Source organism: Pseudomonas sp. FSL R10-2964 (assembly GCF_009600035.1).
GTDB lineage: Bacteria > Pseudomonadota > Gammaproteobacteria > Pseudomonadales > Pseudomonadaceae > Aquipseudomonas > Aquipseudomonas bubulae.
The window spans coordinates 48,709-67,187 of sequence record NZ_WIWH01000012.1 but is presented as its reverse complement, the minus strand read 5'-3'; the positions used below and the strand labels follow the sequence as shown (position 1 = coordinate 67,187).

Genomic DNA, 18,479 nt, shown 5'->3' with positions numbered 1-18,479 from the left:
ATGGCGACTCTAGAATTACGCAACGTAAATAAATCCTACGGCAAGGGTTTGCCCGACACGCTGAAAAACATCGAGCTGAAAATCGATGACGGCGAGTTCCTGATTCTGGTGGGCCCTTCGGGCTGCGGCAAATCAACCCTGATGAACTGCATCGCCGGTCTTGAGAGCATCAGTGGCGGGGCGATTCTGGTGGACGATGCCGATATCAGCGGCATGAGCCCCAAGGACCGTGACATCGCCATGGTGTTTCAGTCTTACGCGCTGTACCCGACCATGAATGTCCGCGACAACATTGCCTTCGGCCTGAAGATCCGCAAGATGAGTGCGGCAGCCATTGACGAAGAAGTGGCGCGGGTGTCCAAACTGCTGCAGATCGAGCACCTGCTGACGCGCAAGCCCGGCCAGCTGTCCGGTGGCCAGCAGCAGCGCGTGGCCATGGGCCGGGCGCTGGCGCGGCGGCCGAAGATCTACCTGTTCGACGAGCCGCTGTCCAACCTCGATGCCAAGCTGCGGGTCGAGATGCGCACCGAAATGAAGCTGATGCACCAGCGCCTGAAAACCACCACCGTCTACGTTACCCACGACCAGATCGAAGCCATGACCCTGGGCGACAAAGTGGCGGTGATGAAAGACGGCATCATTCAGCAGTTCGGTACGCCGAAACAGATCTACAACGACCCGGCCAACCTGTTTGTCGCCAGTTTTATTGGCTCGCCACCGATGAACTTTATCCCCCTGCGTTTGCAGCGTCGCGACGGGCGCTTGCTGGCCTTGCTCGACAGCGGCCAGGCGCGTTGCGAGCTGCCGCTGGGCATGCAGGACGCCGGGCTGGAAGACCGCGATGTGATCGTGGGCATCCGCGCCGAGCAAATTGTGCTGGCGCCAGCCGAACCCAATGGCCTGCCGGTTATTCGCGCCGAGGTGCAGGTTGTCGAACCCACCGGCCCCGATACCCTGGTTTTTGTCAGCCTCAACGGCATCAAAGTGTGCTGCCGCATGGCTCCGGATGATGCCCCTGCGGTCGGTCAGAGCCTCAATTTGCAGTTCGATCCTGCCAAAGTGCTACTGTTTGATGCGAATACGGGGGAGCGTCTGGGGGCGATGAGTTCGCCTCAGGCTCAAGGCCGGGCTGATAACGTGGCGCAATTCAAGGGTCGTTAAGTCAACAGGGAGCCTGTTACCGGGCCTCCTTGCAGTTGTGCCGCGTTAAACAAAGCCAATAAGAAGACAACGAGGATTAAAGGGATGACTAACAGAATGACCCGCACCCGTCTGGCCTGCCAGCTATCGGCAATTGTCGCGCTAGGTCTGGGTGCAAGCAGTGTCTACGCCGACGAAGCCTTCAGTGCCGATTCGAAATGGATGACGGGCGACTGGGGCGGCGAGCGCACCAGACTGATCGAGCAGGGTATCGACATCAAGGCCGATTATGTCGGTGAAGTGGGCGCCAACCTGCACGGTGGCTACAACGACGACAAGACCGCACGCTACAGCGACCAGTTTGGTCTGGGTGTGGCGCTGGACCTGCAAAAGCTGTGGGGCTGGGACAACACCCAGGCGAAGATCCAGCTGACCAACCGTAATGGTCAGAATATCTCCAATGACCGTGTCGGTGATCCGCGTGCAGGGACCTTGAGTTCCTCCCAGGAAGTCTATGGCCGTGGCCATATGGTGCGTCTGACCCAATTGTGGATCCAGCACCAGTTCCTCGATGGCAAGCTGGACGTCAAGGCCGGTTATTTCGGTGAAGGCGAGGACTTCAACACCTTCCCGTGCGAATTCCAGAACCTGGCGTTCTGTGGCTCGCAGGTGGGTAACTGGGCCACCAACCTCTGGTACAACTGGCCGGTCAGCCAGGCGGCGCTGCGCGTGAAGTACAACATCACGCCTGAGTTGTACGCGCAAATCGGTGCGTACAACCAGAACCCGTCGCAACTGGAGCACGGCAACGGCTTCAAGCTCAGCGGCAGCGGTACCAAGGGCACTGTGTTGCCGGTTGAGTTGGTGTGGTCGCCCAAGGTCAACGACCTGCCGGGCGAATACCGTGTGGGTTACTACAAGAGCACGGCGTCTGCCGATGACGTGAAGGTCAATATCACCAATGATGGTCAGGACTATCGCGTACGTGACAGCAAACACGGCTACTGGTTTGTCGTGCAGCAGCAGCTCACTAGCCACAACGGTGACGCTTCGCGCGGCCTGCATATCGCGGCCAACGCCACTTTCCATGACAAGCAGACCAACATCGTCGACAACTATCAGTCGCTGATGTTTGTGTACAAAGGGCCGTTCGATGCCCGGCCCAAGGATGACATCGGCATTGGCGCCGCCCGTATTCATGTCAACGATGACGTGAAGAAAAGCGCCGAGCTGATCAATGCGTCCATCGGTGCCACCGACTACAGCGACCCCTTGTACACGCCGCTGCGCAATACCGAGTACAACTACGAACTCAACTACGGCTTCCACGTGACCAACTGGCTGACGGTGCGTCCAAACCTGCAGTACATCACTCACCCGGGTGGTGTGGACCAGGTAGACAACGCATTGGTGGCCGGACTGAAAATTCAGTCGACGTTCTAAATGCGCTAAGCTCCTTGTTTTTCCAGCGGATAGCCTTGGCTATCCGCTTTTTTTCGGGGGTGCACCCCCCGGCGCATGATTTTCAGGACTGCGGCACATGCATGAGCATCCGCTTCACCGTTTTTTCAAATCCAGACGCGAGCAGCCGGTTTTCCAGTGGGAGCGCTTTCAGCAGCGCGACGTACTGGTGATCGATCATCCGCATTGCCAGGCGGTGTTCAGCCGTCAGGGCGCGCAGTTGCTGCACTTCCAGCCGACCGGGCAAAAACCCTGGCTGTGGTGCGCTGCCAAGTGGCCGCAAGTGGGTGCGATACGTGGTGGGGTACCGATCTTCTGGCCCTGGTATGGCCGTCACCCCAGTGAAAACGCCTGGCCATCCCATGGCTGGGCGCGGTTGATCGACTGGAAGCTGCTCGACAGCAGCAGCGACGAAGAAGGGGTGACCTTGCACTGGCGCTTGCAGCTGTGCGATTGGCAGGTGGATTTGCATGCGCGATTGGGCGAAGAAATGGAGCTGCGCCTGAGCACCGAACATCAGGACGACGAGCCTTGCCAGGTGAGCCAGGCGTTGCGCGCTTACTGGCGAATTGGTGATGTTGCTGAGGTAGCGCTGTCCGGTCTGGACGGAGCGCACGGCTACGACCAGTTGAACCGTGAGGTATGCCAGCAGAAAGGCGAGTTACGGGTGGGAGGTGGTTGTCAGCGGGTGTTCCAGCATGACGGCGAAATGCAGCTCAATGACCATGCCTGGCAACGGGCTTTGAGCATCGACACGGGTGATCAGGGCAGCACGGTGGTCTGGCATCCCGGCAAGCGGCCGTTGCTGGGGGTGAGCTGGAACGAAGTGATGGGCTTTGTGTGTGTGGAGTCCACGAGTGGCGGTACCCATAACCAGGCCCTTGCCCCGGGCGAGCAGGCTCATTTGAGCTTGCAGGCGAGGGCGGGGCTTTGCAGCGTCTGATGGGGCATTACCAAGCGCTTGCCTAGTTGAACTCATCGCCCACCGGATAGCGGCTGGCGTTGAGGCTTTCCTTGATTTTGCGCAGGTGTGGCTGGAAGTCCACGCCGCGGCGCAGGGTCATGCCGGTTGCCAGTACATCCAGTACGGTCAGCTGGATGATGCGCGAGGTCATCGGCATATAGATGTCGGTGTCTTCGGGCAGCGGGATGTTCAGGCTCAGGGTGCTGGCCTTGGCCAGTGGCGAGTTTTCCGCAGTTAGCCCCAGTACCGAGGCACCGTTGGCGCGCGCAATGCGAGCCACTTCCACCAGTTCACGGGTGCGACCGGTGTAGGAAATAATCACGAACAATTCACCCGTGTGCGCCACCGAGGCGATCATGCGCTGCATCAGCACGTCGGCGTGGGCGGTGACGGCCAGGTTGAAGCGGAAGAACTTGTGTTGCGCATCCAGTGCCACCGGTGCAGAAGCGCCCAAGCCAAAAAAGTGGATCTGCCGGGCCTGGATCAGCAAGTCGACGGCGCGGCTGATAAGGTTGGGGTCCAGTGCCTGGCAGGCACTGTCCAGCGAGGCGATGGCGCTGCCGAAGATTTTTTGTGTATACGCGGCCGGATTATCGTCTGCCTCTACCGCGCGGCTCACGTAAGCTGCGCCGCTGGCCAGGCTTTGTGCCAGTTGCAGCTTTAACTCGGGGTAGCCGCTGACACCAAATGAACGGCAGAAACGGTTAACCGTGGGTTCGCTGACAGAAGCTGCCTGCGCCAGGGCGGCGATGCTGAATCGGGTCGCCTGCTGCGGGTTCTGCAAAATGATTTCGGCCACTTTGCGCTCGGCCTTGTTCAGGTCTTCGAGGCGGCCCTTGATCTGTTCGAGTAAATTTCGCACGCGGTCCATTTATGGTCCTTGGGTCAGCGATGCAAGAACCGGACTAAAGCGGTTCTGGAAGGTGGCCTATCCTACTGGTGGCCTGTGACGACCACTAGCAGGAATCTGTATTTTGAGAAAATGTTGTGTTTATTACTACATTTTTCCTTGAGTGATACCTTGAAAAAAGGTATTTGTAGCTTAACTTGATAAAAGAACAAACATCATGCCTTCGATTACGGTTGAACCGTGCACCTTTGCCTTGTTCGGCGCCCTTGGCGATCTGGCCCTGCGCAAGCTGTTTCCTGCCTTGTACCAACTGGATCGCGCCGGTCTGCTGCATGCCGACACACGCATTCTCGCGCTGGCCCGAGAGCCGGGCGAGGCCTCCACGCACCTGGCGCATATCGACAGCCAGTTGCGCCAGTATCTGGGCGAGAAGGAAATCGAAGTCGAAGCATTGAACCGCTTCCTGGCTCGCTTGAGCTACCTGCATGTGGATTTTTTCAAGACTGAAGATTACCTGGCGCTGGCTGAAATGGCCGGCACAGAGCAGCGCCTGATCGCTTACTTCGCCACTCCGGCGGCTGTGTACGGTGCCATTTGCGAGAACCTGTCCGCGGTCGGCCTGGCTGAAAACACCCGTGTGGTGCTGGAAAAGCCCATCGGTTCGGATCTTGAGTCTTCGCGCAAGGTCAACGATTCCGTGGCGCAGTTCTTCCCCGAGAACCGCACTTACCGCATCGACCACTACCTGGGCAAAGAGACCGTACAAAACCTGATCGCGCTGCGTTTTGCCAACAGCCTGTTCGAGACCCAGTGGAACCAGCGCTACATCTCCCACGTTGAAATCACCGTGGCCGAGAAAGTCGGCATCGAGGGCCGCTGGGGCTATTTCGACAAGGCTGGCCAACTGCGCGACATGATCCAGAACCACCTGCTGCAGTTGCTGTGCCTGATTGCCATGGACCCGCCTGCGGACCTGTCGGCCGACAGCATTCGCGACGAAAAGGTCAAAGTGCTCAAGGCCCTGGCCCCGATCAGCGCCGAAGGCCTGACCACCCAGGTGGTACGCGGCCAGTACATTGCCGGTTACAGCGAAGGTCAGTCGGTGCCGGGTTATCTGGAGGAAGAAAACTCCAACACCCAGAGTGACACCGAGACCTTTGTGGCACTGCGCGCCGATATTCGTAACTGGCGTTGGGCAGGGGTGCCGTTCTACCTGCGCACCGGCAAGCGCATGCCACAAAAGCTCTCGCAAATCGTTATCCACTTCAAGGAGCCGTCGCACTACATCTTTGCTCCCGAGCAGCGCCTGCAAATCGGCAACAAGCTGATTATTCGCCTGCAACCGGACGAAGGTATTTCCTTGCGGGTAATGACCAAGGACCAGGGCCTGGATAAAGGCATGCAACTGCGCAGCGGCCCGTTGCAATTGAATTTTTCTGACACTTATCGCAGCACACGGATTCCGGATGCTTACGAGCGCCTGTTGCTCGAAGTCATGCGCGGCAACCAGAACCTGTTTGTACGCAAAGATGAAATTGAAGCGGCATGGAAATGGTGCGACCAGTTGATCGCCGGCTGGAAAAAGTCCGGTGATGCGCCCAAGCCTTACGCGGCGGGGTCCTGGGGGCCGATGAGTTCCATTGCACTGATTACGCGGGACGGGAGGTCTTGGTATGGCGATATCTGATTTGAAACTGCCTGAAGGTGTGAGCTCGCACACCTTCAAGAACCCGGCGTTGTTGGCCGAAGGGCTGGCAACAAAAGTTGCCGGGCAATTGAACCAGGCTATCGCCGAGCAGGGCGTTGCCACTCTGGTGGTGTCCGGCGGCCGCAGCCCGGTGGCGTTTTTCCAAAGCTTGATCAAGCAGCCGGTCGATTGGTCGAAAGTGGTTGTCAGCCTGGCGGATGAACGCTGGGTGCCGGTCGAGCATGCCGACAGCAACGCGGGCCTGCTTAAAAAGCATCTGCTCCAAGGCCCGGCGGCCAAAGCCCGTTTTGTCGGCTTGTATAACGCTGCAGCCACGGTAGAAAAGGCTGCGCTGGAGGCCGATCAGGGGCTGGCCGAGTTGCCGCCGATCGATGTGCTGATCCTGGGTATGGGCGATGACGGGCATACCGCGTCGCTGTTCCCCAATAGCCCGAATCTGAGTGAAGCCCTGCAACTGGACAACCCGCGTCGTTGCTGGGCGATGCTGGCGCCAACGGTGCCGCACCAGCGTCTGAGCATGAGTCGCAGCCTGTTGGCGAGCGCGAAGCACAAGGTGCTGTCGATCCAGGGCCAGTCCAAATTGAACACCCTCAACGAAGCGCTGGGGGGCACAGATGTTGCCGCCTTGCCGATTCGTGCCTTCCTGCAACCTACGTTAGAGATTTACTGGTGCCCATGAGCCAAGGATCAGCTGCCATGACAACAACAATTGCGAACGTATCGATGGCGGATAAAGTCGCCCTGATCGACAGCCTGTGTGAGCGAGCACGAATTCTGCCGGTGATTACCATTGCCCGCGAACAAGACATCCTGCCTTTGGCGGATGCGCTGGCGGCCGGTGGTCTGACGGCGCTGGAAGTGACCCTGCGTTCGGCGTTCGGCCTCAAGGCCATTCGTATCCTGCGTGACCAGCGCCCTGAGCTGGTGACAGGTGCGGGTACCGTACTGGATCGCCATATGCTGGCGGCGGCGGAAGACGCCGGTTCGCAATTTATTGTTACGCCGGGCATTACCCGTGACTTGCTCGAGGCCAGTGTTGCCAGCGACATTCCGCTGCTGCCGGGCATCAGCAATGCTTCCGGGATCATGGAAGGCTATGGCTTGGGTTACCGCCGTTTCAAACTGTTCCCTGCAGAAGTCAGCGGCGGTGTAGCGGCGATCAAGGCCCTGGGCGGTCCTTTTGGCGAAGTGAAATTCTGCCCGACCGGCGGTGTTGGTCCGGCCAATATCCGCAACTACATGGCCTTGAAAAACGTGATGTGCGTGGGCGGTAGCTGGATGCTGGACAGCGAATGGATCAAGAACGGCGACTGGGCCCGAATCCAGGAATGCACCGCTGAGGCGCTTGCCCTGCTGGATTGATGTTTTAGTTACGAATGTGTTGTGTGTTCTACGGTTTTTGGTGCGCTTGGTCGGCGCACCTTTTTTTTGCCTGAAAAATACCCGCTCCCACAAGGTTATGTGTGAGCTTGCGAAAGCTCGCGCAGCGCCCGCACCAGTTGGTTGATGTCATCCAGCGTGGTGGCAAAGCCCACTGTTACCCGGATACAACTGCCACACGCCGAACCGTTGCGGGCTACGGTGAACAGGTTGTAGTCCTTGAGCAGGCGATCAACCATCGGTTGTTGATCCTGCACATGGGTAAAGCGCAGCGAAGTGATTGCGCAATACAAGCGCGGATCATCGTTGACCAGCACTTCAATGCCCTCGATCTTGCGCGCCTCGCTGACCCACAGGTTGCGCAGGTAGTTGAGTCGGGCACCCTTGCCTCGGGCGTCACCCATCTCATGGTGTTCCTGCAGCACCTTGGTCAGGGTTAGCCAGGCGGGGATGTTGACCGTGCCATAAACGGCGCGGTTGCGCACATCCGGCTCGGGGTAGCGCTCATTGCCCATATCGGGGTCAATGTCGCCCAGGCGCTGGGGATCGATATACATCAGGCCCAGGGTCAGCGGCGCGCCAATCCATTTATGCAGGTTGAATCCGGCAAAGGCCACACCCAGTGCCGGCAGGTCCAGTTCGATCTGCCCCAGGGCATGGGCACCGTCCAGAATCACGTCAACCCCATGCTCTTTTGCCGCCGCAACAATGGCCTCCACGGGCATGACCAGGCCAGTGCGATGGGTAACGTGAGTGAGCGCCATCAGCTTGATCCGCGGGTTACGTTCAAATGCCTGGCGATAGCTGGCCACCAGGCTTTCAAACGTGGCTGGGTGCGTGTGGGAGATTTCGATAATTTCCAGGCCGCGTTGGCGTGCCACTCCACGCATGGCGTATTCGACGCTGTGGTATTCCAGGTCGCTGATCAGCAATTGATCGCCCGTTTGCAGGCCATTGTAGTTGCGGATCAATGATTGCAGGCCGTCAGACGCGCAAAAGGTCAGCGCCAGGCCGGCAGGGGCTACACCAAGCAACCCCGCCAGCGAGTCGCGAATTTCCAGGCCCTGAGTGGTATCGAAGTGCTGGCGCACAGGCACCGAGTTGTTGCGGTTAATAAAGTCGATATTACGCTGGTAGTCCTGTGCCACGTCGCGGGTCATACGCCCGAAGTAGCCGTTCTCCAGATTGATCGGGCCGGGCGCAAGGTCGTAGCGCTCGGCAATTGCTTGCCAGAAGTGTTCGTCGCGGGCGTTATCTTCAATCCTTGGCATGGGGCAGCTCTATCAATGGCGGGGTTTGGGTTTTCCGTGTTTGGCGCGTAACGGGTCGAGCAGGTCCGACAGGCCGTTATGATCAATCTCTTGCATCAGGGCCAGCAAGCCGCCCAGTTCTCCGTGGGGGAAACCTTCACGGGCGAACCAGTTGAGGTACTGGCCGGGCAGGTCGGCGATGATTCGGCCCTTGTATTTGCCGAAGGGCATTTCACGAGTGACCAGCAGTTCGAGTTTTTCGGGGTTCATGCAGCGGCCCTTAGATGGGTAAAGCTGTGGAAATCAAAATACAGGCAATTTGCATGAAGGCCAATTGACAGATCATGCATATAAACCGGATACAGATTTTTTGATATTTATTAAGTCATTGATATTTAAGGATTTTATTTAATTATAAAACTGGCACGAGCCCTGCAACCTCTATTGCACGATCCTCAACCTTGTAAGGAATTGAACAATGACTGACCTTAATAAAGAAGCCATTAGCATCCTGAACGATCTGATCGAAACCAGCAAAGACGGCCAGGAAGGGTTTAAAAGCTGTGCCGAAGATATCAAGCACCCGGAGCTGAAGGCTCTGTTTGCCAAGCGTTCAGCCGATTGCGCTGCCGCAGCTGCCGAACTTCAGGCTCAAGTTCGAGCTCTGGGTGGTGACCCGGAAACCAGCACCAGCGTGGCCGGTGACTTGCATCGCCGTTGGGTGGATGTGAAGTCTGTGTTTACCGGCAAAGACGAAGAAGCGGTGCTCAACGAAGCCGAGCGCGGCGAAGATCATGCGCTGAAGGCTTATAAAGAAGCGCTGGAAAAAATCAGCAAGCACAACCTGGTCGGCATTCGTGATCTGGTAGAGCGCCAGTACCACGGCGTGCAACGCAACCACGATCAGGTTAAGGCGCTGCGCAATCAGGCCCGTGCCCGTGCATGATTAGCTTGAAGCTGTAGTTCCAAAAATGTGGGAGCGGGCTTGCTCGTGATGCAAAAACTCGATTGATCAGAATGATCGAGTTGATGCTATCGCGAGCGAGCCCGCTCCCACATTGCGTTTTAGCCAATGCTGATCGCAGGCAGTACCGGCAGGGTCACGGTTTGTTGCTTGCGTGGCGCAATGATTTCGGCCTCGCCATCAACAACGATTTCATCGCGCTGGTTGAACACGCGAGTAGCAATGCGCACACGGAACTTGGGCAGTTTTTCCAGGATTTCCAGGCGCACGGTGAGGGTGTCACCGATTTTCACCGGTTTCTGAAAGCTCATTTGCTGGCCGACATAGATGGTGCCCGGGCCAGGCAGCTCGCAGGCTACGGCAGCACTTATCAGCGCACCACTGAACATGCCATGGGCAATACGCTCCTTGAACATGGTGGCGGCGGCGAACTCGGGGTCGAGGTGCACCGGATTGTGGTCGCCGGACATGGCCGCAAAAAGCTGAATGTCACGCTCTCCGACGGTTTTGCTGTAGCTGGCTGTCTGGCCGACTTCGAGGGCTTCGTACGGGGTGTTGGTAACCTGAGTCATCTAGCGCATGTCCTGTGACGAGTGTTTGGTTTTAAAGCTATGATTTTAAAAGCTTTTTAGGTGTAAATCTGTTTTTCGCTCATTCGCTTCGCGACGGGCGGGAGTGGCTCAATGCCTGATTTAGCCACTTAATTACATCAGCCATGACTTCATCGCGGTTGGTTTCGTTGAAGAGTTCATGCCGCGCTTGCGGATACAGATTCAGTTGCAACTGACGATTGCCGGCATTTCGCAATGCCCTGGCCAGATCAGTGAGACGCTTGCCTTCACTCACCGGATCACATTCGCCGCCGATTATCAGCAGCGGCAGGCCCGGATCGATCTGAGCGAGATTGGACGCTTTGCTGATTTGCTGCAACCCGCCGAGCAGGTCGATCCACAGTTGGTTGGTGCACCGAAAGCCGCACAGGGGGTCGCTGGCGTAGGCATCGACCTGGGCCGGATCGCGGCTGAGCCAGTCATACGGCGTGCGATTGGGTTTGAAGGCCTTGTTGAACGAGCCGAACGACAACCATTCGATCAGCGCACTGCGGCCCTTGGCTCCCTGGCGCCAACGCTCTAATCGGGCGATCAGGCTGGCTGCACGATAGAGCGCCACCGGCTGGAAATTCGAAGCACTCAGAATCACCCCTTGCAGGCTGGCACTGTGATGCATCACATACGCCTGCGCGATATAGCTGCCCATGCTGTGCCCGAGCAAAAAAACCGGTATGCCCGGGTGGGCCTGGCCGATATGCCGGCTCAGGCTGGCCACGTCGCTGACCACCGCGCACCAGCCATCATTGCCGGCAAAATAGCCCAGGGTGCCGCGCTCGGCTGTTTTACCGTGACCGCGCTGATCATGGGCATACAGGGCAAAGCCGGCAGCACACAGGGCCTGGCCCAGGTGCGCATAACGGCCACTGTGTTCAGCCATGCCATGAGCCAGCAGGACAACAGCCCTGGGTGTACTGTCCGGCAGCCACTGGTTAACGAAAAGACCGCTGCGGTCATTCGCTTCCAGCCAGAAAGTCTCAGGGGTCATGGCATTTCCTTTAATTATTGTCGTACCAGTGTATAGCGCATTTGCAAGGGGGCCAGTTAACGGGCGTTTACCCGGCAATAAGATTCAAGATGTAAATGGCGAAGATCGCTGTATTTGCCTACAACTTTATAACTGTTAACGTCCGCAAGCTCCGCTTTTCATTCGACACGAGACGCGGCCAGGCACACTCAGGTACGAGGATAAAAACAATGCAACCTGATTTCTGGAATGACAAACGTCCCGCCGGTGTACCGCTGGATATCGACATGACGGCTTTTAAATCGGTTGTTGACGTGTTTGAGCGCTCCTGCAAAAAGTTTGCGGATCGCCCGGCCTTCAGCAATCTGGGAGTGACCATCACCTATGCCGAGCTTGAGCGCCACAGTGCCGCGTTTGCCGGTTATCTGCAGGAGTACACCGATCTCAAGCCGGGCGACCGTATTGCCGTACAAATGCCCAACACCCTGCAATATCCAATTGCCGTGTTCGGAGCCATGCGTGCAGGCCTGATTGTGGTCAATACCAACCCGCTCTACACCTCGCGCGAGATGCGCCATCAGTTCAAGAGCGCCGGGATTCGGGCGCTGGTGTACCTGAACATGTTCGGCAAGCGGGTACAGGAAGTGCTGCAAGACACCGAAATCGACTACCTGATCGAAGCCAGAATGGGCGACATGATGCCGGCCGCCAAAGGCTGGATCACCAACCTGGTGGTCGACAAGGTGAAAAAACTGGTGCCTGCCTATCAGTTGCCCCAGGCCATTGCCTTCAAAAGCGTCTTGCGCCGGGGCGCGGGGCAGGTGATCCGGCCACTGGCGGTAGCGCTGGATGATATCGCCGTCCTGCAGTACACCGGCGGTACCACCGGCCTGCCCAAGGGCGCGATGCTCACCCATGGCAATCTGGTCGCCAATATGCAGCAGTTGCGCGCCTGCCTGTCCCAGCATGGCGCCGACGGCCAGCCGATGCTCAAGGACGGCCGCGAGATCATGATCGGCCCGCTGCCGCTGTACCATATCTATGCATTCACGGCCAATTGCATGGGCATGATGGTCACCGGCAACCATAACGTGCTGATCACCAACCCGCGTGACATCAAGGGTTTTATCAAGGAACTGAAAAACTGGAAGTTCACCTGCTTCCTGGGGCTCAACACCTTGTTTGTTGCACTGATGGACCACCCGGATTTCAAGGACGTGGATTTTTCCAGGCTCAAAATTACCAACTCGGGCGGTACTGCGCTGGTCAAGGCGACGGCTGAACGCTGGGAGAAACTCACCGGGTGCCGCATCGTCGAAGGTTACGGCCTGACGGAAACCTCGCCGGTGGCCAGCGCCAACCCCTGCGGCCAGCTGGCACGGCTGGGCACGGTGGGCATGCCGGTGCCGGGCACCGCCATGAAGGTGATCAGCGATGAGGGGGTTGATCTGGGGCTGGGTGAGCGCGGCGAGTTATGCGTCAAAGGCCCGCAAGTGATGAAGGGCTACTGGCAAAACCCCGAGGCCACGGCCGAAGTACTGGATGCCGAGGGCTGGTTCAAGACCGGTGATATCGCCGTGATTGATCCGGACGGTTTTGTCCGCATCGTCGATCGCAAGAAAGACCTGATTATTGTCTCCGGCTTTAATGTGTACCCCAACGAAATCGAGGACATCGTGATGGCGCATCCCAAAGTTGCCAATTGCGCGGTTATCGGCGTCCCCGACGAGCGCACGGGGGAGGCGGTTAAACTGTTTGTGGTGCCGCGCGCAGGCGGGGTGACGGTTGAGGAACTCACGGCTTACTGCAAGGACAATTTCACCGGTTACAAGGTGCCCAAGCAAATCGTGTTGCGTGATGCCTTGCCCATGACGCCGGTTGGAAAAATCCTGCGTCGTGAGTTACGGGATACCGCCTGATTCGTTCACTGTGGCGACAGACGCTCGCTGGCCGAAAGGCCGCGAGCGTTTTTTTATGTCTAGGATAAGGGGTTGTAATGCTTGAGATAGAGGGCTTACTTAGTTAATAGAGTGTTTGCACTAATGATGACTTTGGATTGTCCTACAGTCAGGTTGGTTACTCTAAACCCGGTTTTTGGCTCTAGGCGGCCTTTGGCAAAGCTGCTACTCTCGGCGCGCTTTGTGACTTCAGGGTAAGTGAAAGTCAGAGCTGTCCATTATAAAAATCAAACAAATAAGAACCGCACCCGATGCGGTGAAGAATTCGCGACGCTGAGGAGTGGGCTTCCATGATTGAAGGCTTTTGGAAGGATAAGTACCCAGCTGGGATTGCTGCTGAAATCAATCCAGATGAATATCCAAATATTCAGACGGTACTGCGGGAATCTTGCCAGCGTTTCGCCGATAAACCGGCGTTCAGTAACCTCGGCAAAACCATTACCTACGGTGAGCTCTATGAGCAGTCGGGCGCTTTTGCAGCCTGGTTGCAGCAGCACACCGACTTGCAGCCGGGCGATCGCATCGCCGTGCAGCTGCCCAACCTGTTGCAATACCCGATTGCTGTGTTCGGAGCCATCCGCGCCGGTTTGATTGTGGTCAACACCAACCCGCTGTACACCGCGCGGGAAATGGAACACCAGTTCAAGGATTCCGGTGCCAAGGCACTGGTGTGCCTGGCGAACATGGCGCATCTGGCTGAAAAAGTCGTGCCCCAGACGTCGGTCAAGTATGTGATCGTCACCGAAGTGGCTGACATGCTGTCGCCTTTCAAGCGGGTGCTGATCAATAGCGTCATCAAGTACGTGAAAAAGATGGTCCCTGCTTATCATTTGCCACAGGCCGTCAAGTTCAACGACGTGCTGAGCAAAGGCCAGGGCCAGCCGGTCAAGGAAGCCAGCCCGGTGAGCAGTGATGTTGCCGTGCTGCAATACACGGGCGGCACTACCGGTGTGGCCAAGGGCGCGATGCTGACCCATCGCAACCTGATCGCCAACATGTTGCAGTGCAAGGCATTGATGGCCTCCAACCTCGATGAAGGTTGTGAAATCCTGATTACGCCTTTGCCGCTGTATCACATCTACGCCTTTACCTTTCACTGCATGGCGATGATGCTACTGGGCAATCACAACGTATTGATCAGTAACCCCCGTGATTTACCGGCGATGGTCAAAGAGCTGTCCAAGTGGAAATTCACCGGTTTTGTCGGCCTCAATACCCTGTTTGTGGCGCTGTGCAACAGCGAGGCGTTCCGCAAGCTGGATTTCTCGGCCCTCAAAGTGACGCTCTCGGGTGGCATGGCCTTGCAACTGTCGGTGGCCGAGCGCTGGAAGACCGTGACCGGTTGCCCGATCTGCGAAGGTTATGGCATGACCGAGACCAGTCCGGTAGCCACGGTCAACCCGGCCCAGAGCATTCAGATCGGTACCATTGGCATTCCGGTGCCTTCGACCCTGTGCAAAGTGATTAACGATGCCGGCGAAGAGCTGCCGCTGGGTGAAGTCGGCGAGCTGTGCATCAAGGGCCCGCAGGTCATGAAAGGCTACTGGGAGCGTCCTGACGCCACCGCCGAGATCATGGACAGCGAAGGCTGGTTGAAATCCGGTGATATCGCAGTGATTCAGCCTGATGGCTACATGCGTATCGTTGATCGCAAAAAAGACATGATTCTGGTGTCGGGCTTCAATGTTTACCCCAACGAGCTGGAAGACGTGATGGCCTCCTTGCCGGGCGTATTGCAGTGCGCTGCAATCGGTATTCCGGACGAGAAGACCGGTGAGCTGATCAAGGTGTTTATCGTGGTCAAGCCGGGTATGACGCTGACCAAGGAACAGGTCATGACGCATATGCGTGCCAACCTGACGGCTTACAAGGCGCCCAAGTTCGTCGAGTTCCGCGACAGCTTGCCGACCACCAACGTGGGCAAGATCCTGCGTCGTGAGTTGCGAGACGAAGAACTGAAAAAGCTGGGCCTCAAGAAGTAACAGGCCTGGATACGAAAAATCCCCGCAATGCGGGGATTTTTCGTTTTGATACGGTGAAGGTCTGTTGTAGCAGCTGCCGAAGGAACACTGCAACTGTGGGAGCGAGCCTGCTCGCGAAGGTCGTTCGCGAGCAGGCTCGCTCCCACAATAGGGCTTGACCTGCAACAGAGTATCTACAGGTCGGCCACAGGTTTTGGCCTTTGGGTTTATTTCTGTAAAAACTGTGCGAAGTTGACGCCAGTACCTGTAGGACGCACGTCCTGCAGATAGGAGTCCTTGTCTGCACTCAACTCCAGGCTCATGGTCGGCGTACGCTTGTGCGTTGCACGTACTACCATGCCTTCGCGTTTTTCACGCAGGAATGCAGTCGTTACCTTCAGGTGCAGCAGTTCGTCGGTGCTTGGGGTGTGCAGGAGCAGATGCACCCATTCGTACTGGCCGACGGCCAGGCGCGCCAGCGGAATATCGAACCACCAGATGTTCTTGTTGGTGTTCAGTGCGGCGAAATGGCAGTTGTTGACGCCGAGTACCGCGCCGCCGAGTTCCTGGTTCCTGCGGGCAATAGCCAGCTTTTTATCGAGTTTCATAACCTTCCTACAATTGCGGATCTTCAGCGCCATAGCCTGAATACGTCGCGTATTCTCGGGGGTTAGCGGGCAAACATAAAGCCCAACCTGCGCTGATCGACGAAATGATGGGCAGAAAATAAATGAAACTCGATGCCGGACCACAAGGTCAATGTTGGGTTGGCCTTTTTACGGGTTTGGCGATCCGGTATTTTCAAAGTCGCCAATTGGGCTACTTTTAGGTAAAACCCTTCGCTTGGAGGCGTGTTGACCTCATTAACGGTGCGGCGAAAGGAGACGCTATGTTATTCCCAGGCTTGAACGGCCTGCCTTTGGGCAAAGTCTTGATCCGAACGGTCAAGGAATTTATCGACGATGAAATGTCGACCTACGCCTCGGCGCTGGCCTATCAAATGCTGTTTTCGTTATTCCCTTTCATTCTGTTCCTGATTGCATTGATCGGTTTTTTGCATCTGCCAGACTTCTTTACCTGGTTGCGCCTGCAGTCCGAACTGGTACTGCCGCCGCAAGCGCTGGAGCAGGTCAACCCGGTGATCGACCAGTTGCAGCAATCCAAGGGCGGATTGCTTTCGGTAGGTATCGTCATTGCGCTATGGACGGCTTCTGCGGGTGTGCGCCTGATGATGAGCGCAATGAATGCTGCTTACGACGTGGTTGAAGGGCGCCCTGTCTGGAAACGTTTTCCGCTGTCGATTTTCTACACGATCGGCATTGCCGGCATGCTGCTGGTCGCCGCCGCACTGATGGTGCTCGGACCGCAGGTGATGAGCTGGCTGGCGGGGCAGGTGGGGCTTGAAGACTTTGTGGTCACGCTGTGGACCATCCTGCGCTGGCCGGCGATTATTTTGCTGATGATGGTGGCAGTGGCGTTGATGTATTACGTGATGCCCGATGTTGAGCAGAAATTCCGTTTTATTACCCCGGGCTCGGTGCTGGCGGTAGTGGTCTGGATTGTGGCTTCCTTGGGGTTTGCCTTTTATGTCAAAACCTTCGCGGACTACAACGCCATGTATGGCAGTATCGGTGCAATCATCGTGCTGTTGCTTTACTTCTACATTTCGGCCGCGGTGCTGTTGCTGGGCGCTGAAATGAATGCTGTGATCGAACATATGTCGGCTGAAGGCAAAAATCCGGGCGAGAAGACATTCGATGAGTCTGCCGACCCTGATCCAAAGCAGCATGTCTCCGGCCTTGGCCGCGACCACTCCCTTAAATCCACTTCTGATGAAACCTGACCATGATTCGTGAAATCCTGAAAATGGGTGATGAGCGTTTATTACGTGTGGCCCAACCGGTGCCGGATGAGATGTTCGACACGCCAGAACTCTGGCAACTGCTCGACGATATGTTGCAGACCATGGAACACGCTGGCGGCGTGGGCCTGGCAGCGCCGCAGATTGGCGTTGACCTGCAGCTGGTGGTGTTCGGTTTCGAGCACAGCGAGCGTTACCCGGATGCCGAAGCCGTGCCGCAGACCATTCTGATCAACCCGCTGATCACGCCGCTGAGCCCGGCAGTTGAAGAGGACTGGGAGGGTTGCCTGTCGGTGCCGGGTCTACGTGGGGTCGTCGAGCGCTTCCACAAGATCCGCTACGAAGGTTTCACCCCCAAGGGTGAGCCAATCGTACGGATTGCAGAGGGGTTTCATGCGCGGGTCGTGCAGCATGAGTGCGATCACTTGATCGGTCGTCTGTATCCGTCACGGATCAAGGACTTCAGCAAGTTCGGTTTTATTGAGGTGCTGTTTCCTGATCTGGATCCGCACACCAAGGAGTAAGGCCCATCGCTATCATCGCTTTGTTGCGTTGATAGCGAACCAGCCGCTCATTTAGGGCATGGGGCAATTCCACGTCCAGGCTAAACCCCAGCTTTTCATAAAACCCCTGCAACTGCGGGTCGCAGAACAACCAGATCGGGCCATCGACGGCAGCTATTGCCTGGCTGACCAGATCGCCAGCCACCCCTTGGCCGCGTAGCGCTGGCGCGACAAAAAGCCCGGTCAGCCAGTGGCCGTGAGCCATTGGCCGCAAACATAAACCGGCAATAATCCCCTCTTTGCGGGCGACCCATAACTGCGCTTCCCTGACCGCCTTCATCGATGATTGATGTGTGCGATAAAACTTGTTCATCAGTGGCCATAAAGCCGCTTCAAGCGGGGCGTAAATAATGGCAGTCATAAGTCCACAGGCTCGGGGGAGGGGCGCGCAGTATAAATAACTAAAAGGCAGATTTCTGCGGGTTATCTGAATAGTGTGGGTGATCTGTATTCGGAATTAAAGGGTACACATACGCATTCATTTCGAAATAACCCACTTTAAATGAAAGTTCACCATGGATCAGTGCTATACCTCAGTGAACAACCCTGGTTACTGGAGTGCATAACATGTCCAAAGGTATGGATTCAAAGAAAGCAGCGAAGAAAAAGCCGGCTAAAACAGCCGATGAAAAACGCGCTGACAAGAAAGCCAAAAAAACTGACACCGGATTGTTTGGTCATTAAGTGGATTTACCGGGGCTCGCTCCTCGGGGCCCTGTCACTTTTAATACTGCATCATCCATTTGGTAAATTTTTAAAGCGTGAGCGTTCCGTCGCAGGTTGATGGCCATTTGTTTGCGCGCGTCATTTGGCTAGCTATGCTCCATGTTTACGGGGTCGTAGC

At 56.8% G+C, this 18,479-nt stretch carries 18 protein-coding genes; 11 read left to right on the top strand and 7 right to left on the bottom strand.

Annotated features, from left to right (window positions below):
- The 3 genes from GHN92_RS08890 (at position 1) to GHN92_RS08880 (ending at position 3,544) form a co-directional block, all read left to right on the top strand.
- Entirely contained in the window at positions 1 to 1,161 is a 1,161-nt protein-coding gene (locus tag GHN92_RS08890; RefSeq protein ID WP_095003273.1) for an ABC transporter ATP-binding protein, read from the top strand.
- 84 nt (positions 1,162 to 1,245) lie between these two features.
- The gene (locus GHN92_RS08885; RefSeq protein ID WP_153379904.1) at positions 1,246 to 2,583 is read left to right on the top strand and encodes a carbohydrate porin; all 1,338 of its coding nucleotides are present in this window, start codon (positions 1,246 to 1,248) and stop codon (positions 2,581 to 2,583) included.
- 97 nt (positions 2,584 to 2,680) lie between these two features.
- Positions 2,681 to 3,544, top strand: a complete 864-nt coding sequence (locus GHN92_RS08880; protein WP_095003271.1) for a D-hexose-6-phosphate mutarotase — start codon at positions 2,681 to 2,683, stop codon at positions 3,542 to 3,544.
- A gap of 22 nt (positions 3,545 to 3,566) precedes the next feature.
- On the opposite strand, the gene GHN92_RS08875 is transcribed toward GHN92_RS08880, so the two are convergent.
- Positions 3,567 to 4,427 (bottom strand): MurR/RpiR family transcriptional regulator, encoded by an 861-nt coding sequence (locus tag GHN92_RS08875; RefSeq protein ID WP_169845242.1) that lies wholly within the window; start codon positions 4,425 to 4,427, stop codon positions 3,567 to 3,569.
- Positions 4,428 to 4,632: 205 nt separating this feature from the next.
- On the opposite strand from GHN92_RS08875, the gene zwf reads away from it, so the two are divergent.
- Genes zwf through GHN92_RS08860 form a run of 3 tightly spaced genes read left to right on the top strand, consistent with a single transcriptional unit; the run spans position 4,633 to position 7,485 of the window.
- Positions 4,633 to 6,102 (top strand): glucose-6-phosphate dehydrogenase, encoded by a 1,470-nt coding sequence (zwf, locus tag GHN92_RS08870; protein ID WP_095003270.1) that lies wholly within the window; start codon positions 4,633 to 4,635, stop codon positions 6,100 to 6,102.
- Complete coding sequence (gene pgl / locus GHN92_RS08865; RefSeq protein ID WP_095019695.1) at positions 6,089 to 6,802, top strand: 6-phosphogluconolactonase; 714 nt, start codon at positions 6,089 to 6,091, stop codon at positions 6,800 to 6,802. The genes zwf and pgl overlap by 14 nt, the downstream gene beginning before the upstream one ends.
- Positions 6,803 to 6,819: 17 nt before the next feature.
- On the top strand, positions 6,820 to 7,485 hold the full coding sequence (locus tag GHN92_RS08860) for a bifunctional 4-hydroxy-2-oxoglutarate aldolase/2-dehydro-3-deoxy-phosphogluconate aldolase (protein ID WP_095003268.1): 666 nt from the start codon (positions 6,820 to 6,822) through the stop codon (positions 7,483 to 7,485).
- Between the two features lie 95 nt (positions 7,486 to 7,580).
- Here GHN92_RS08860 and GHN92_RS08855 read toward each other — a convergent pair whose 3' ends face one another.
- Both GHN92_RS08855 and GHN92_RS08850 read right to left on the bottom strand, forming a co-directional pair.
- Entirely contained in the window at positions 7,581 to 8,774 is a 1,194-nt protein-coding gene (locus GHN92_RS08855) for an aminotransferase class V-fold PLP-dependent enzyme (RefSeq protein ID WP_095019696.1), read from the bottom strand.
- Positions 8,775 to 8,786: 12 nt separating this feature from the next.
- Positions 8,787 to 9,023, bottom strand: coding sequence for a DUF3820 family protein (locus tag GHN92_RS08850; RefSeq protein ID WP_019693207.1), 237 nt, complete (start codon positions 9,021 to 9,023; stop codon positions 8,787 to 8,789).
- A gap of 208 nt (positions 9,024 to 9,231) precedes the next feature.
- On the opposite strand from GHN92_RS08850, the gene GHN92_RS08845 reads away from it, so the two are divergent.
- Positions 9,232 to 9,699, top strand: coding sequence for a PA2169 family four-helix-bundle protein (locus GHN92_RS08845; RefSeq protein WP_095003266.1), 468 nt, complete (start codon positions 9,232 to 9,234; stop codon positions 9,697 to 9,699).
- A gap of 119 nt (positions 9,700 to 9,818) precedes the next feature.
- Here GHN92_RS08845 and GHN92_RS08840 read toward each other — a convergent pair whose 3' ends face one another.
- Both GHN92_RS08840 and GHN92_RS08835 read right to left on the bottom strand, forming a co-directional pair.
- Positions 9,819 to 10,289: a MaoC family dehydratase gene (locus GHN92_RS08840; protein ID WP_019829146.1), complete on the bottom strand. Its 471-nt coding sequence runs from the start codon at positions 10,287 to 10,289 to the stop codon at positions 9,819 to 9,821.
- 79 nt (positions 10,290 to 10,368) lie between these two features.
- Positions 10,369 to 11,313 (bottom strand): alpha/beta hydrolase, encoded by a 945-nt coding sequence (locus GHN92_RS08835; RefSeq protein ID WP_133144252.1) that lies wholly within the window; start codon positions 11,311 to 11,313, stop codon positions 10,369 to 10,371.
- 209 nt (positions 11,314 to 11,522) lie between these two features.
- Between GHN92_RS08835 and fadD2 the strand changes: the two genes are divergently transcribed.
- Together fadD2 and fadD1 are read left to right on the top strand one after the other, a co-directional pair.
- Positions 11,523 to 13,211, top strand: a complete 1,689-nt coding sequence (fadD2, locus tag GHN92_RS08830) for a long-chain-fatty-acid--CoA ligase FadD2 (RefSeq protein ID WP_133144251.1) — start codon at positions 11,523 to 11,525, stop codon at positions 13,209 to 13,211.
- A 329-nt stretch (positions 13,212 to 13,540) separates the two neighbouring features.
- Positions 13,541 to 15,232, top strand: a complete 1,692-nt coding sequence (fadD1, locus tag GHN92_RS08825) for a long-chain-fatty-acid--CoA ligase FadD1 (RefSeq protein ID WP_095003263.1) — start codon at positions 13,541 to 13,543, stop codon at positions 15,230 to 15,232.
- 206 nt (positions 15,233 to 15,438) lie between these two features.
- Here fadD1 and GHN92_RS08820 read toward each other — a convergent pair whose 3' ends face one another.
- Positions 15,439 to 15,819: a hypothetical protein gene (locus GHN92_RS08820; RefSeq protein WP_016782092.1), complete on the bottom strand. Its 381-nt coding sequence runs from the start codon at positions 15,817 to 15,819 to the stop codon at positions 15,439 to 15,441.
- 281 nt (positions 15,820 to 16,100) lie between these two features.
- Between GHN92_RS08820 and GHN92_RS08815 the strand changes: the two genes are divergently transcribed.
- Together GHN92_RS08815 and def are read left to right on the top strand one after the other, a co-directional pair.
- Positions 16,101 to 17,054: a YihY/virulence factor BrkB family protein gene (locus tag GHN92_RS08815; RefSeq protein ID WP_095003262.1), complete on the top strand. Its 954-nt coding sequence runs from the start codon at positions 16,101 to 16,103 to the stop codon at positions 17,052 to 17,054.
- Positions 17,055 to 17,056: 2 nt separating this feature from the next.
- Positions 17,057 to 17,596 carry a peptide deformylase gene (gene def / locus GHN92_RS08810; RefSeq protein ID WP_095003261.1) on the top strand — a complete coding sequence of 180 codons (540 nt, stop codon included), beginning with the start codon at positions 17,057 to 17,059 and terminating at the stop codon, positions 17,594 to 17,596.
- Here def and GHN92_RS08805 read toward each other — a convergent pair.
- On the bottom strand, positions 17,550 to 17,996 hold the full coding sequence (locus GHN92_RS08805) for a GNAT family N-acetyltransferase (protein WP_133144250.1): 447 nt from the start codon (positions 17,994 to 17,996) through the stop codon (positions 17,550 to 17,552). The two genes, def and GHN92_RS08805, sit on opposite strands and share 47 nt — an antisense overlap.
- Positions 17,997 to 18,479 lie beyond the last annotated feature (483 nt).